This is a genomic window from Rickettsiales bacterium, from assembly GCA_025210695.1.
Classification (GTDB): Bacteria; Pseudomonadota; Alphaproteobacteria; order Rickettsiales; family CANDYO01; genus CANDYO01.
Genome location: JAOARE010000015.1, coordinates 1 through 14,811 on the forward strand (window position 1 = coordinate 1; position 14,811 = coordinate 14,811).

At 33.3% G+C, this 14,811-nt stretch carries 14 protein-coding genes; 5 read left to right on the plus strand and 9 right to left on the minus strand.

The window, feature by feature from the left end; translation table 11 throughout:
• On the plus strand, window positions 1–2,486 hold a 2,486-nt coding region (locus N4A31_01845; GenBank protein ID MCT4634977.1), incomplete at its 5' end, for a hypothetical protein.
• Between the two features lie 45 nt (window positions 2,487–2,531).
• Here the strand turns inward: N4A31_01845 and N4A31_01850 are convergent.
• From N4A31_01850 to N4A31_01875, 6 genes are all read right to left on the minus strand, one after another.
• The gene (locus N4A31_01850; GenBank protein ID MCT4634978.1) at window positions 2,532–2,975 is read right to left on the minus strand and encodes a hypothetical protein; all 444 of its coding nucleotides are present in this window, start codon (window positions 2,973–2,975) and stop codon (window positions 2,532–2,534) included.
• A 59-nt stretch (window positions 2,976–3,034) separates the two neighbouring features.
• Window positions 3,035–3,574, minus strand: a complete 540-nt coding sequence (locus tag N4A31_01855; protein MCT4634979.1) for a phosphatase PAP2 family protein — start codon at window positions 3,572–3,574, stop codon at window positions 3,035–3,037.
• An 80-nt stretch (window positions 3,575–3,654) separates the two neighbouring features.
• Window positions 3,655–5,421, minus strand: coding sequence for a penicillin-binding protein 2 (locus tag N4A31_01860; GenBank protein ID MCT4634980.1), 1,767 nt, complete (start codon window positions 5,419–5,421; stop codon window positions 3,655–3,657).
• Complete coding sequence (locus N4A31_01865) at window positions 5,418–5,837, minus strand: hypothetical protein (GenBank protein ID MCT4634981.1); 420 nt, start codon at window positions 5,835–5,837, stop codon at window positions 5,418–5,420. The genes N4A31_01860 and N4A31_01865 overlap by 4 nt, the downstream gene beginning before the upstream one ends.
• Entirely contained in the window at window positions 5,834–6,718 is an 885-nt protein-coding gene (rsmH, locus tag N4A31_01870) for a 16S rRNA (cytosine(1402)-N(4))-methyltransferase RsmH (protein ID MCT4634982.1), read from the minus strand. The genes N4A31_01865 and rsmH overlap by 4 nt, the downstream gene beginning before the upstream one ends.
• Window positions 6,719–6,730: 12 nt before the next feature.
• Window positions 6,731–7,201, minus strand: a complete 471-nt coding sequence (locus N4A31_01875; GenBank protein MCT4634983.1) for a cell division/cell wall cluster transcriptional repressor MraZ — start codon at window positions 7,199–7,201, stop codon at window positions 6,731–6,733.
• Window positions 7,202–7,646: 445 nt separating this feature from the next.
• On the opposite strand from N4A31_01875, the gene N4A31_01880 reads away from it, so the two are divergent.
• Together N4A31_01880 and N4A31_01885 are read left to right on the plus strand one after the other, a co-directional pair.
• Window positions 7,647–7,991 (plus strand): hypothetical protein, encoded by a 345-nt coding sequence (locus N4A31_01880; GenBank protein MCT4634984.1) that lies wholly within the window; start codon window positions 7,647–7,649, stop codon window positions 7,989–7,991.
• A 96-nt stretch (window positions 7,992–8,087) separates the two neighbouring features.
• Complete coding sequence (locus tag N4A31_01885; GenBank protein MCT4634985.1) at window positions 8,088–9,623, plus strand: acyl-CoA carboxylase subunit beta; 1,536 nt, start codon at window positions 8,088–8,090, stop codon at window positions 9,621–9,623.
• Window positions 9,624–9,628: 5 nt separating this feature from the next.
• Here the strand turns inward: N4A31_01885 and der are convergent, their stop codons facing one another.
• Genes der through N4A31_01900 form a run of 3 tightly spaced genes read right to left on the minus strand, consistent with a single transcriptional unit; the run spans window position 9,629 to window position 12,965 of the window.
• Window positions 9,629–11,044, minus strand: coding sequence for a ribosome biogenesis GTPase Der (gene der, locus N4A31_01890; GenBank protein ID MCT4634986.1), 1,416 nt, complete (start codon window positions 11,042–11,044; stop codon window positions 9,629–9,631).
• A complete protein-coding gene (locus N4A31_01895) occupies window positions 10,992–12,293 on the minus strand; it encodes a PQQ-like beta-propeller repeat protein (GenBank protein ID MCT4634987.1) in 1,302 nt (433 codons plus the stop codon). The genes der and N4A31_01895 overlap by 53 nt, the downstream gene beginning before the upstream one ends.
• A 9-nt stretch (window positions 12,294–12,302) precedes the next feature.
• Window positions 12,303–12,965, minus strand: a complete 663-nt coding sequence (locus tag N4A31_01900; GenBank protein MCT4634988.1) for a tetratricopeptide repeat protein — start codon at window positions 12,963–12,965, stop codon at window positions 12,303–12,305.
• A 242-nt stretch (window positions 12,966–13,207) separates the two neighbouring features.
• Between N4A31_01900 and N4A31_01905 the strand changes: the two genes are divergently transcribed.
• Together N4A31_01905 and N4A31_01910 are read left to right on the plus strand one after the other, a co-directional pair.
• Complete coding sequence (locus tag N4A31_01905; protein ID MCT4634989.1) at window positions 13,208–13,960, plus strand: BON domain-containing protein; 753 nt, start codon at window positions 13,208–13,210, stop codon at window positions 13,958–13,960.
• A complete protein-coding gene (locus N4A31_01910; GenBank protein MCT4634990.1) occupies window positions 13,953–14,798 on the plus strand; it encodes a polyprenyl synthetase family protein in 846 nt (281 codons plus the stop codon). Before N4A31_01905 ends, N4A31_01910 begins: the two co-directional genes overlap by 8 nt.
• Window positions 14,799–14,811: the final 13 nt, after the last annotated feature.

Here is a 14,811-nt window from a genome sequence, read left to right on the forward strand (position 1 = left end):
ATTTAGCTCTAACTAAAGAATTAGATTGGAATAACTTTCATTCTTATAATCTCAAATCTCTTTCCACTATAGAAGCTGAGAAATTCTTAGATAAAGGCGCAAGCGGAAAGCTTATATTAGATGCTGCCCTTAAACAAGAAGCTGGAGAAAAGCGTGATCAGTTAATAGATTTAGCTTTAACTAAAGAATTAGATTGGAATAACTTTCCTTCTTATAATCTCAAATCTCTTTCCACTATAGAAGCTGAGAAATTCTTAGATAAAGGCGCAAGCGGAAAGCTTATATTAGATGCTGCCCTTGAACAAGAAACTGGAGAAAAGCGTGATCAATTAATAGATTTAGCCTTAACTAAAGAATTAGATTGGAATAACTTTCATTCTTATAATCTCAAATCTCTTTCCACTATAGAAGCTGAGAAATTCTTAGATAAAGGCGCAAGCGGAAATCTTATATTAGATGCTGCCCTTGAACAAGAAACTGGAGAAAACCGTGATCAATTAATAGATTTAGCTCTAACTAAAGAAATAAACTGGCACAGAGTTTCTTCTTATAATATAAAATATCTTACTACCATGGAAGCAAAGAAATTATTAGATAAAGGCGCAGGTGGAAGACTTATATTAGAGGCGGCCCTCAGACAAGAAGCTGGAGAGCAAAGTGATAACTTAATTGAATTAGCTTTAACTAAAAAAATTGATTGGAATAGTTTTGATTTATCATCCTCAATCCCAAAAAATCAGCTAGAGCTATTCTTGAATAATGGACTCCCCTTAAACAAGGCCTTGTCTTCACTTCTAAGATCGAGTTATGCTTATAATGAAACAATATCAAAAGAAGTGCAACATCAAATAGAATTGATAGAATTCTTAGTAGAAAAAGGGGCATCTTTGAGATATGCATACTCTGTATCTAGTTCTTTCCCATATGAAACATATAAATATTTATTAGAACATGGATTAAATGCCAATCATCTTCTCTCAAATGTTTTCGCAATAGAATTAGGAGAAAGACATGATCAATTATTAGATTTAGCACTAAAATACAAGATAACCCCAAGTAACATAGGGTCTATTAGAAATAATTTATCTAAAGCTGATTTAGATAAAATAATCGACAGCGGATTAAATCCAACCAAATTTGTAGAATTAACCTCCGGTGATAATTTTATAGAGTTATTTGATTACTTAACGGAAAAGGAAATAGACGTAAGCAACCTTCAAAAAATACCAAATAATTTATCTTATGAGCAATATCAAGAAATTCTGAAGCAAGGAATAAATCCAGATTTGTTATTACTCGTAGCTACACGCTCATTATATCGTTATGGGATCAGCGTAAAAGAAAAATCTATTGAACTAATAAAATTAGCTTTAGATCACGGCGCCGATATTAATGCAGACTATGGTAATGGGAATATAATTTTTGCTATGATGGATACGATGGATACTGAAATAATAGATTTTCTAGTAGAACACGGAGCAAAATGCTCTAATAAAGCATTTGAGGAAATTGTAGAAAACAGCCTTTCAAACATTTTATTTAATCCACAATCCACTATTGATCAAAAATTTAAAAACTTAGATGCTCCAAAAGCTGAAGAAGCCAAAATCCCTTATATTCTTCACCAGATATGGCTCACCTCACCTGAGTCCCCAAAGGAAATAAGAGAGCAAGATCTTAAAATATCATTAGAAACTCATGAGACATTTGCAAAAGCACCTGTGCAGTGGCAACAAATTATTTGGACTAATGATAAAAATCTTTTCCCTAAAACAGTTAAGGTTCTAGAAGATAATGGTATTCAGGTAAAATCTATTTACGAACATCAAGATGAATTAGCTTCTTTTGAAATAATAGAAAATCTAATTGCCCAGCAAAAATGGGGAATGGCATCTGACGCCTTAAGATATGTATTAGTGAATGAATTTGGTGGAGTATATGCAGATTTAAACTTCAACTTTAATCGCGACACCACCGATGAAGCCCATAAATATAATTACTTTACCCAAGAATTTAGTAGTTATTATATAGATAATTTCTTTTTTGCTGCCTCACCTAACCATCCTATCATCCAAAAAATTGTAGAGATGGTAGAGAGAAATATTGTTAATCCTCCAGAATATATTGCTAATATTAAAGACCAAACCAGCACTAAAATCACTGATATGTCTACAGCAAATCCAACTTTTATAGCATATTACTTAGAGGCTAACAAAGATGGTAATATTGATGTTGTATATCCTAAGGGGGTATATCCAAACAGAGAGAGTTTTTACGAACCAGTAAACTATCAATCAATGGATAACAATCTAGAAATTAGCAAAGGTGATGAACGATATAAAGAATTCATTGAAAAATATTGCCCAGACTCAATATGGATGATGAATTTAGGAGACCATCCCCACCCATTTGATAATATCTGCGTTGCAGAAAGATTCATAATAGGTGAAGATTCAAAAGATGGAAAAACCTGGTTTTCAGAGTAAATTTACAGTTTTTTTATTTAGCACTCAAATTTAACAACCTGAGTGCTAAATATTAGATCCCTCTCCCATCATAATAGAGGAAGTGATTGTTCCACTATTATCAAAACTTTCTAATGAGAAAGAAATTTCTGCTGTAGTGTCAGATTCATTAGACTTACTTCTAGCATCATAAACCATTTTTCTTAAATTTCTTGGTGTGCGCGGACAACCTCCTTGAGATCTTGTTTCTTGAGTTCCAGAAAGTAATTCAAACATAGATTCTTCCCCTATATCCAATGAATAAATTACATCTGTTATTAACTCATCAGTCAATGTTTCTTCAGCATCTCTTATGATGATTTCTTCCTTAATATCCCTAGCCTCTTCCTTAACTGTCTTTTCATAAACTGGACGAGGTTTTATCCTTGGTCGCTCTGGCATCTTTTCTATAACGATTTGACCAGGAACATAATGCATTAATTTGTACCAAGATTCATTATTATCCTTCATGATACTCTCCACTTGCTAATTATGGAGCTTAAGCATAGAAGGTAATAATTAACAATAAGTTAAAAGCTGGTTTTAAAATTTAACATTGCAGAATTCTTTGATACATCTACAGATATTTTCTGATGATCATATTCACTAACTAGAAAATAGTTAACTGCAAAAGCAATTCCTGTGGCACCAATAACATCTCTCCAACGGTGACAATCCACTCTAACTCTTGTATATCCAGTGAATCCTGCTAATGCCATAGCTGGCACACCATATTCACTACCATATCTTTTCTGCAAAAAGAAAGCGCCTTGGAAAGCACTGGCAGTATGACCAGAAGGAAAAGAATAATCTTTTCCATTAGGTCTTTCATTTAATGAAGTATTTTGCAAAGAAAATTTAAGAGCATGAGTTATTGTAGTAGTGGTTAGAAAACTTTTAACAAATTCTTCTTTGCCCATAGCATCATCTTTATAAAATGTAGTACCAAAAGCAGCTAATGGAATAGCAATTTGCAATATATCTCCAGAAGTGTCTATTTTAGAACTTGCTAAAGCAATATTTACTTGCAATACCATAACTAAAACAAAAGATACAAAAACTTTATTCATACACATCTGCATTGGAAAAATTAAAAAATATTAACAGATAATATCTTAATTGTTATAATAATCAAGAAAATTATAAGATATTAAAATGTTTGCTCTTTCATTTCTGCACCTGGATCAAATTCTAGGTGGAATCTTCTCTTTAAACCTGGATCTTCACTATCAACAGGCTCCACATTAAGAACAGGAGCAATTCGGCTAATAATCCTTCCTGTTAAAGGGGCTGCACTCCATGCGCCACCTGAAAATGGACTGGTTTTATTGGGCTTTGGATCATCTAAAACCATTAGAGTAACATATTGTGGATTATTCATAGGAAAAGCTCCTAAAAATGCTGCATATTTTGCTTTCTTACTGTAACCACCACGAATTGCTTTTTCAGCAGAACCAGTTTTTCCACCAACATAATAACCTTTAGCATTAGCTTTTTTACCACTTCCATGCTCAACAGTTAAACGCATTAACTTTCTCATTGTTTCAGAAGTTTCTTCGGATATAACCCTTGTCATTACAATATCTTCTTTATTTTTCTTCTTCAACAAACTTGGCTCTAAAGTATATCCTCCATTAATTAAGGATACTGCAGCACGAATAAAATGCAGTGGAGTAACTGCTATTCCATGACCAAATGAAATTGTCATAGTACTAATCTCCCCCCATTCTTTATCATTTGGATATATTGCCTGACCTTTTTCTGGTAATTCTATTTTTAGAGGATCAAACATTCCCCATCTTTTTAAATATTTCCTTTGTGCTTCTTCCCCTACTTCAATACTAATCATAGCTGTACCTATGTTTGAAGAATGCATAAAAACTTGAGGAATGGATAAGTAACTTCGTTTAGGACGATAATCATTAATTGTGAAACTAGCAGCTTTAATAGGAGCTTTCACATGATAAACATCATTTAAAGACACCGCTTTAGTTTCAAGCCCCATAGCAATAGTAAGACCTTTCATAATAGATCCCACTTCATAAACTCCTAATGAAAACTGATTAAATAATTGTTCAGAACTTGCAGAACCTGGATGATGTGGGTCAAAATCTGGCAAACTAACGACAGATACTATTTCTCCATTATTAGCATCCATTATTATTCCGATACCACCTTTAGCATTAAATTCTTCAATTGATTTAAGCATTTCATCATGGACAATATTCTGCACCCTCACATCCACACTTAATTCTAATTTACCATTTTTGGGATTACGCAAATATCTATCAAATTGTTTCTCAATGCCTGCAATACCAATACCATCAGTATCAACATATCCCAAAATATGAGAGAATAGATTACCTTGAGGATAAATTCTTTTAACACCTTTCTCAAATTCTAAACCCGGAATCCCAAGACTATTAACCTGATGCTGTTGTTTTGGAGTAAGATTTCTTTTAATCCATGTAAAATTCTTTTTATTATCAAGCAGTTTTATTAAATCTTTTTTCTTTAAATCTGGAAATATTCTAACTAATTCATTTGCAGTATGAACTGGCTCTTGAATTAATTTAGGCTGTGCATACAGAGAAACAATAGCTAAATCCACCGCTAATAGAGCACCATTTCTATCCACTATTTCATTACGATTTACGTGTCCTGGAGAAAAATATTGATTTATTGAAGCCTTATCAGCCGTACTCACAATAATTAATTTAACTGCAAGCAAGCCAAAAACAATACCAAAAACAATAATCACTACATATAATCTTTGATATAGAATACTTGAATCTAAACGTGTTAGTGTTTTATTATTTTTTCTTTTAGAAAACTTATGACTAATTTTTTGATAAATTTCAGACTTTTTTATATCTTTTAGCAACCTAAACAACTTATTAGATAAATGATTTCTCATCTTCTAACTCTCGTTTTAAGAACCGGACGCTCTCTGTAATTCCATTTAATTGCTTTGGCTTTTTGCCTATTCTTGCTATAAGATATTTTCACCACTTTCTTATTTTCTTTAATAGCAGGCATATGTTGGTTAGACGCCATAGTTATTATAGATCCAGGCTTCACCGGCAATACTTTATCAGATTTCACCTCAACAAGTTTAAGAAATTTTTGGCTCAAACGATGCAATCTATCTGGTTGATTCAAATGTGCCCATTCAGCTTGCAAAACGTGAATACTATCCTTCTCATGAGCTAATTGTCTTTTTAACTCTAATGAATCAACATGCAATTGCTGCACTTTAAACTTAACTTGAAATAAACCAAAAACAGAAACAAAAAATATAACCAAAAGAAACATATAACGAATATTTATCATAGAGCACCTTCCGTTAATAAAGTGGAAGGATCTTTTTTAACTATCACTCTAAGTTTAGCTGACCTAGATCTTGGATTTAGCTTAATTTCTTCTTTACTTGGTTTATAAGATTTAACTCTAGAATTTGGAACTTTCTGGGCAAAGTCTTTAATAATGCGGTCTTCTAATCCTTGAAAAGAAACAATAACCAATTTTCCATCAAGCTTTAATAGATTATATGCACCAATTAAGGCCTTTTTTAGAACCTTTAATTCATCATTTACATATACTCTAATTGCTTGGAATGTTTTAGTAGCCGGATCTGTTTTACCTTGACGTTTCACTGAAGACTTTACAATTTGCGCTAATTGCAGAGTAGTATCAATTGGAGCAATTTTACGGGATTTAACTATATTAGAAGCAATACGACGAGAGAAATGCTCTTCACCGTAATAATAAATAATATCAGCTAAGTCTTCTTCACTATATTTATTAACAACTTCCCAGGCATCTTTACCCTGCCCACTCATTCTCATATCAAGTCTGGCTTCTTTATTAAAAGAAAATCCACGTTCAGCCTGATCCACTTGCATTGAGGAAATACCTAAATCAAAAACAACTCCATCAGCATCTTTTATATTAAATTCAGCAGCTATCTCTGGTATTTGACCAAAATTATTATTTACAAATTTAAATCTTTCAGAAGAATATTCTTCACTCAATTCTTTAACAAAGCCAATCACATTTGGATCTTGGTCTATAGAATATAATTTACATCTACTGGAAGCTAATATCTTCTTACTATATCCACCAGCCCCAAAAGTACAGTCAATATATATTTCGTTATCCCTTGGAGATAAATGTTCTATCACCTCATTTAGCATTACCGGAATGTGAGGCATATTACTCATACATCACCCCTTAGTCACTAATTGAGTTTTTGAAGGAAACTGTAGACTATGACGCCCTTTCTTGGCTATTTCTCTAGCATTAGCTGCATATTCTTCAAATGCTTTAGGATGCCAAATTTCAAAGGTGGCACCTTTACCCACAAAACATGCTTGATCTTCAAGATTTGCTGAAGAAATTAAATTCTCTGGCAGAGTTACCCTACCTTCACTATCAAAAGCTAATTGGATACATCCACCCAAAATTGTAGTGGCGAAGGCATCTCTCGCCTCTGAATATGGATCCAAATTATCAATGGTTTGATTAAGAACTTCAATACGGTTCATACCACAAGCTTCAAGACAAGGATTAACAAAAGAACTATAAGCAATAATTCCAGGAAAATTTTGTTGACTTAAAGACGAGCGAAATGATGCAGGCACCGACACCCTACCTTTTTTATCTATCTTATTAATATAGGTCGATAAAAACAGCACTCTAACTCCTTGCGCTAGCTGTCTGTAGGAGGCCTAAAACTAATTTGGACAAAAGATTTAGGCTCCCACAACGTCAACAAAAAATACCACCTTTTCCCAATCAACTTTAAATTATACCACCAAAACGGTAAACAATGGGTTAATTTGGGATAAAATGGTAATACATGGAATTTTATACCCTTACCTTGGGATGGTCAAGTAGATAAAGAGGTAAATATTCGTTAATCTATTGTATTTTCTTTATTTATTAACCCGGCTGTAATCACCAATTGCACAAGCGTTCAAAGAGAAATAACTAAAGGTGTAATTTACGAATGAAATTGATGTGTTAAAAATATCACGCAGAAAAATAAATTAAAAAAATAATGAATTAACCATTTATTAATTTCTGTAGAATAATCTAAATACTAATTCATTTATTAATGAAAAATTAACAGGAAGAAAAATGAACCCTTTAGGATGGCTAAAAAAATTTAAACATTTTTTCACAGGTGGAGTAGATATAAATAAAGCTAGATCAAAACTTAATAAAGCAACTCAAACTAACAAACAAAACGTTAACAGCAAAGGAACAAAAGACGCTTCTAACGCACATCAATACACACCAAAATCATATGGCTTGTTTCCAACGGGAGCTATAGAAGAGACGGAAAAAGAAGGATCCAAGAAAAGCAGCAAATACTCCCTAACAAACTTTATAAAAAAAACATTCAATAAATCATCGAATAAATTGTCCACCAATAATCCACCAAATAACAAAAAGAATAAAAAAATACGAAGTATTTCATAAACTGCAAAACTCCTCCAATACAAATCCTCTATTGCTTCATACCTCAAGTTATGCTAAATTCCACTAGTTAAATATAATCGTGAGAATAAGAAGAATATGGAATCAAAGATCAATGAAATTTTAGAAGAAAAAAGACGCCTAGCAAGAATAGGTGGTGGAATCAAGCGCGTTGAAACTCAACATGCTAAGGGTAAGTTAACCGCCAGAGAAAGAATAGAAATTCTTCTTGATGTAGATTCTTTTGAAGAATATGGCATGTTTGTTGAACATCGTTGTAGTAATTTCAGTATGGAAGATAAAAAACAGCAAGGTGATGGAGTTGTCACCGGAAGTGGAACAATTAATGGCCGCTTAGTTTATGTTTATAGTCAAGATTTCACAGTTCTAGGTGGTTCCTTAAGTGAAACCAATGCTAAAAAGATTTGTCAAATTATGGATATGGCCATGAAAATGGGAGTACCAATCATTGGGATTAATGATTCTGGAGGGGCAAGAATTCAAGAAGGTGTTGACTCTCTAGGTGGTTATGGAGAAATTTTCCAACGCAACGTAATTGCATCAGGTGTTGTTCCACAAATCTCACTAATCATGGGCCCATGCGCAGGTGGGGCAGTTTACTCTCCTGCCCTAACAGACTTTACCTTCATGGTTAAAGGATCATCTTATATGTTTGTAACTGGACCTGATGTTGTTAAAACTGTTACTCACGAAGACGTAAGCCAAGAAGTTTTAGGAGGGGCCAATACCCACGCAAAAAAAACTGGAGTTGCAGATAAAGCATTTAATGATGACGTAGAGGCTTTAATGCAGACCCGTCGCTTGATTGATCTTCTTCCTGCATCCAACAAATCCTCGTTACCTGAAAGACCTACTCAAGACCCAGCCGATAGAGTTGAAATGTCACTAAATACTTTAGTGCCAACAAATCCAAACAAACCATACGACATGAAGGAGTTAATTGAGCGTATCATCGATGAAGGAGACTTCTTCGAAATTCAGCCTGATTTTGCTAAGAATATCATCACTGGATTTGGCTATATGCAAGGTAAACCAGTAGGATTTATTGCCAACCAACCAATGCATTTGGCTGGTTGTTTGGATATTAACGCTTCAGTGAAAGCTGCAAGATTTATTAGATTCTGCGATGCATTTAATATACCAATTGTTACTTTAGTTGACGTACCAGGTTTCTTACCGGGTGTGAATCAAGAACATAACGGCATTATAAAACATGGAGCTAAATTGCTTTATGCTTATGCGGAAGCTACAGTTCCAAAAATCACTGTGATCACTCGTAAAGCTTATGGTGGAGCTTATATTGTTATGAACTCTAAGCATTTAGAAGGAGACATAAATTTTGCTTGGGGCAATGCAGAGATTGCAGTAATGGGTGCCAAAGGAGCTATTGAAATATTGCATCGTGATAAATTATCCGACAAAGAATTCATCGAAGAAAAAATTACTGAATATCAAGAACAATTTACTAACCCTTATGTAGCAGCCTCAAGAGGGTTCATTGATGATATTATTAGGCCACAAAACACCAGATGGCGCATCTGTAAAGCATTATCAATGCTAACAAATAAGCAAGTTAATCGCCCTTGGAAAAAACACGATAACTTGCCGTTATAGAATTACTACTTCTTCTTACCATAAGGATTATCGGTTCGTTTCGTGTGAAGTCTAACCGGCACTCCTTTAAGACCAAATTCTTCTTTTAAATTATTAGCTAAATATCTTATATAAGAATCACTAATATCTTCTGGTAAATTACAAAACAACACGAAAGATGGTGGACGAGTATTATGCTGAGTCATATACTTAATCCTCACCTTTCTTCCCTTAGATCCTAAAGGAATGGGATGAGCAGCGATTTTTTCAAGCAACCAATCATTTAGTTTACGGGTTGGAATACGAATATTCCAATTATTATAGCTATCTAATGCAGCCTGCATTAATAGATTAACATTATGGCCATTAATGGCTGAAATATAAATAATGGGAACATCTTTTATCTCGGGAAGAAGCTGGGATATTTCGTCCACCAAAGCATTATTATACTTGCTTTTATCTTCAATTTTATCCCATTTATTAATAGCAATAACTAAAGATCTTCCTTCAGCAATAGCCATATTTGCAATAGCAATGTCTTGAGATTCAAATGCATTTATTGCATCCATAGTGAGAACAACAGTATGAGCAAAACGAATGGCACGCTTACTATCTTCATAAGTCATGCTTTCTAGATTATTCTTGATACTAGTTTTTCTCTTAATTCCAGCGGTGTCAATCAGCTTAATTGGCTGCCCTTGAAACTCATACTCCACTGAAACGGAATCTCTAGTAATTCCCGGCATATCACCTGTTACCATTCTTTCTTTTTGCAATAATTGATTTACCAAAGTAGACTTACCAGCATTTGGACGACCAATTATGGCAACAGAAATGGCTTCTCTCTTTTCTCCAGACTGTTTTATTTGCTCTTGAGCCTTTATAAATTCTTCTACTTGAGCATTGATAACATCAAATAGATCAACCATTCCAAGACCATGTTCAGCAGAAATAAACACTGGTTCACCTAATCCTAAACGATAGTAATCTTTAATAAAAACTGCAGTATTAGAGCTTTCACATTTATTACCAATAACAATTGTTTTTATAGGTTGCTTGCGAAGCCATTTAGCAAATAACAAATCTTCATTAGTTATTCCAACTTTTGCATCAGTAGCAAATATAATTAAATCAGCATTATCTAAAGCACTAAGTGTAACCTGTTTTATCTTTTGTCCCATCTCGTCTTTAATATCGTCTTCAACACCTGCAGTATCAATAACCTTAAATTTTAATGGCCCAATGCTTGCAACTCCATCTCTCCAATCCCTGGTAACCCCGGGCATATCATCAACAATTGCATGTTTTTTTCCGACCAATCTGTTAAATAAAGTAGACTTACCTACATTAGGACGACCTACAACTGCTACTGTGAATTCTTTCATTGTTTTACTGCCAAACAGATATAATACCATTGGTGCCGATGAAATATGCTTTTTCATTTACAACAATAGGCATTTGATTAGTAGAATAGTGATTCTTAAAATGAGATATTTCCTCACCATCTATAGGAGATAAAAAGAAAATATCCCCTCCTCCAGAGGTAATAATTAATTGATCACCAGCTAGCACTGGACCAAAAAATTCTGTAATATCTTTTTTATGAAGCTCCTGACTTAAATCAGTAATCCAAACCATTTGTCCATTATTATTATCAACAGCTAATAATTGATTATCATCAGTAATTAAATATGTAGCATTATTAGATATCCAAATGGACCTAGCGCCTGGATAATTCTCTCTCCATAGAATCTGAGGATTTTGCAAATCAATTTTTATTAAGTCACTCTCACCAGTTAATATATATAAAAAATGATCTCTTAAAACTGATGAAACTATTGGACCTTTAGCCAAACTACCATCACCTATAATAGAGGTTGTAGCTAAACTCACCTCAGTTATTTCTTCACCATTGTAACGATTCAACACTATTAAATCACCCGCTGTGGTAATATTAATAATCTTATCATCATAAATAATGTTAGGTATATAAATACGGCTTGTAATTAAAGAATAAATAGGTGCATCATAGCGCCAAAGAAGGTTTCCCTCCAAATCTAAACAAGACAAAGTATTATCGGTGCTTGATAAATAAATTCTACCATGATCTATCACTGGCATATAGCGCAGTACATTTGGCGAAGAATAACGCCATAATTCTTTACCATTATAAGCATTATAAGCTATTAAATCTCTAGTACCCGTAGATAAATAAATCACATCCCCATTATGAGTTATACTACCACCTATAATATCATCAACATCACTGCCCTTAACTGCCTTAACTGACCAAATTGTTCTGTTAAATGACATTTTATAGGCTGATAAAACTCCATTCCCATAACTATAAATTATATCTTCTACTATCATTATAGAAGACCCTGCGCTAGAATCAAAATCGCCTATATTAATATTTTTTTTAAAAACCAACTCTTTTCCCAATTTTATATTAGAAGGCAAACCCGTATATTGACCAATATCACTATATTGCCATGCACCAACATCTTCTTGTTCTGGAATAACTATATTCTCTTTAGTAAGGGTTTTATCTTTTAATAAATCATAGTGAAGAACATTCAATCTCTTTCCAGGCAAAGGTGGTTTCTTTGGACCAAACAATTCCCCTTCTGCACATGAAACTAATACAGATAGGAGCAATAATTGACTTAACAGTTTTCCTAATAACTTCATAAACTTTGCCTATTTAGATCGAGATATAACAGATAATATACTTGAGGCAGTATCTTGACTGTATTTACTAGCTTCATTGGAAGATATAATCTCCTTTAAAGCAATTCTTGCATCTTCTATATTATTTTGTTTTAAATCATATAATGCCTTCATCTGCAAAGCTGATAATTGCCAAATATTATTATTTTTAACCAATCTATCTAGCATTTCTGATGTTACAGGGCTTTCTAAATCATTCATTTGCAACTGATTACCTAAAAATATTACCTGAGCTAATTCTCTCAAAGCATCTTCAAAATTTTTATTGTTAGACATCTCAAGCAATTCTTTTTGAGCTTCCTCAAATTTATTTTGCTTCACTAACACGGCCGCTTTTTGTAAATAAGCTAAAGCTGCGTATTGCTCCTTAGGATGCTGAATAATTTGATCAAAATAAACTATAGACTCATCAAGATTATTATTATCTACAGCCAACAAAGCTTTATTAAACAATACACTTAACTTATTCTGTAATTTAGTACTAGCATTATCTCTCCACACATACACGCTAGTAGCTACCAAAGTAACTGCAGCTATGACTAAAAAAACACGAGTTAGTCTACTAACAATACGACCATATCTCTCTTCTTTTAAATCTTCTTGAACTTCATCTAATAAATCTAAATCAGCCATAATTATTAATCTTACCCTTAATAAAATTTGATCGAATTGTTGCATATATATGGCATTTTGTAAAGATTAAAAGCCATAAGAACACCTAAAACTAAAAATATATAATCCTAAAAATCAAGTTAAAAATTCACTTAGCTAAAGCAAATATATCAGAGCTATAAAAGTTTCTTGAGCTCTTACAAGACTTTGATATAATGAGCTAAAGCTACTTAGCTTAAGATATAAAATTGGAGAATTTTTAGATGAATGGATTGAGAATATTACTATTAACAACATCCCTATGCATAATTTCAGGCTGCGCAGGACCATTCTTATTGTTTGGTAGCGCAGTTGGTGCAGGGACCACTTTATCTAAAGAAAAAACCGTAGGAAGCTCCATTGATGACCGCAATATATGGACAAAAATAAAAGCAGGACTTCTTGAACATAATAAAGAGATAGAAGGTGTCTTAACCAATATATCCGTTGAAGTTTCAGAAGGAAGAGTATTGCTAACTGGAACTGTGAACAGTGCAGAAGATCGTTTATTAGTTCTAAAAATTGTTTGGCAACAATCTGGAGTTAGAGAAGTTATCAACGAAATTAAATTATCTAAAGAAACCAATCAAAACAATTTAAAACAATATGGAAGCGATTCATGGATTACCACTCAGGTTAAATCGAAGATGTTTGTAAATAATCATGTTCGCTCTATAAACTTTAGCGTAGAAACAATTGATGCCACTGTTTACATCTTAGGAATAGCAAGAAGTGAAGAAGAATTAAATGCCATTAGAGAAATAGTGAATAATGTTAATGGAGTAAGTAAATTTGTAAGCTATATCCGAGTGAATATTAAACATGAGGTAAAAACAAAAGACACTCCTCAAGTAATAGAAAGCAGCGATACCAAAAAAGTTCCTGTTAATGAAAACAACAAAAAAGAAGAAACTTCTAATCCAATCCATGATGATGAAGAGGAAATTGAAATAGAATATCTAGATTCTGATGACTAGTTCTTATGAAGATCTTATTGCACAGACCATTAAGTTAGTAGATCAGAAAATTGCTGATTTATTACCCAAAAGGCAAGACCGCATCTGCCAAGCAATGCGTTATAGTGCATTATCCCCAGGTAAAAGACTACGTCCATTCATTTTAATGCGTAGTGCTGACATCTTTAATGTTCCCCAACAACATTCCCTGAGAGTAGCAGCAGCAATTGAAATCACTCATAGCTATTCTTTAATTCATGATGACTTACCCGCAATGGATGATGACGATTTTCGTAGAGGAATGCCCAGCTGTCATAAAAAATTTGACGAAGCCACTGCTATTTTAGCTGGAGATGCCCTTCTCACTATAGCTTTCGAAATTTTAGCTCACAAAGACACTCATCCAGATCCTAAAATCCGTTGTGAATTAGTAGCAGTCCTTGCTAAAAACATAGGATATAGCGGCATGGCCGGTGGACAGATGCTCGATTTAATTTATGAAAAAGAGACCAACACCAATTACGCTCAATTAGTTAACTCACAATATATGAAAACCGCCAAGCTTTTTATGGCCTGCTGCGAAATGGGAGCCGTGCTTGGATCTGCATCAAAAGAAGAAAAAGAATCTTTATTGGAATATGGCAAAAATTTTGGCTTAGCATTTCAATTTATTGATGATTTAGAAGATATCTTAGAGCCAAAACCTCTAAGCAATAATAATATCATTCAAATTATTGGCAAAGAAAAAACCTTGACAGAAGCCAAAAACTTTATTAAAAAGTCTCGCGAGAAAATAAAAATTTTTAATGACAAAAATATTTTTCTAGATAAACTGGCTTCCCAGTTATTAAATTTCTAAATAAAAATGTAAG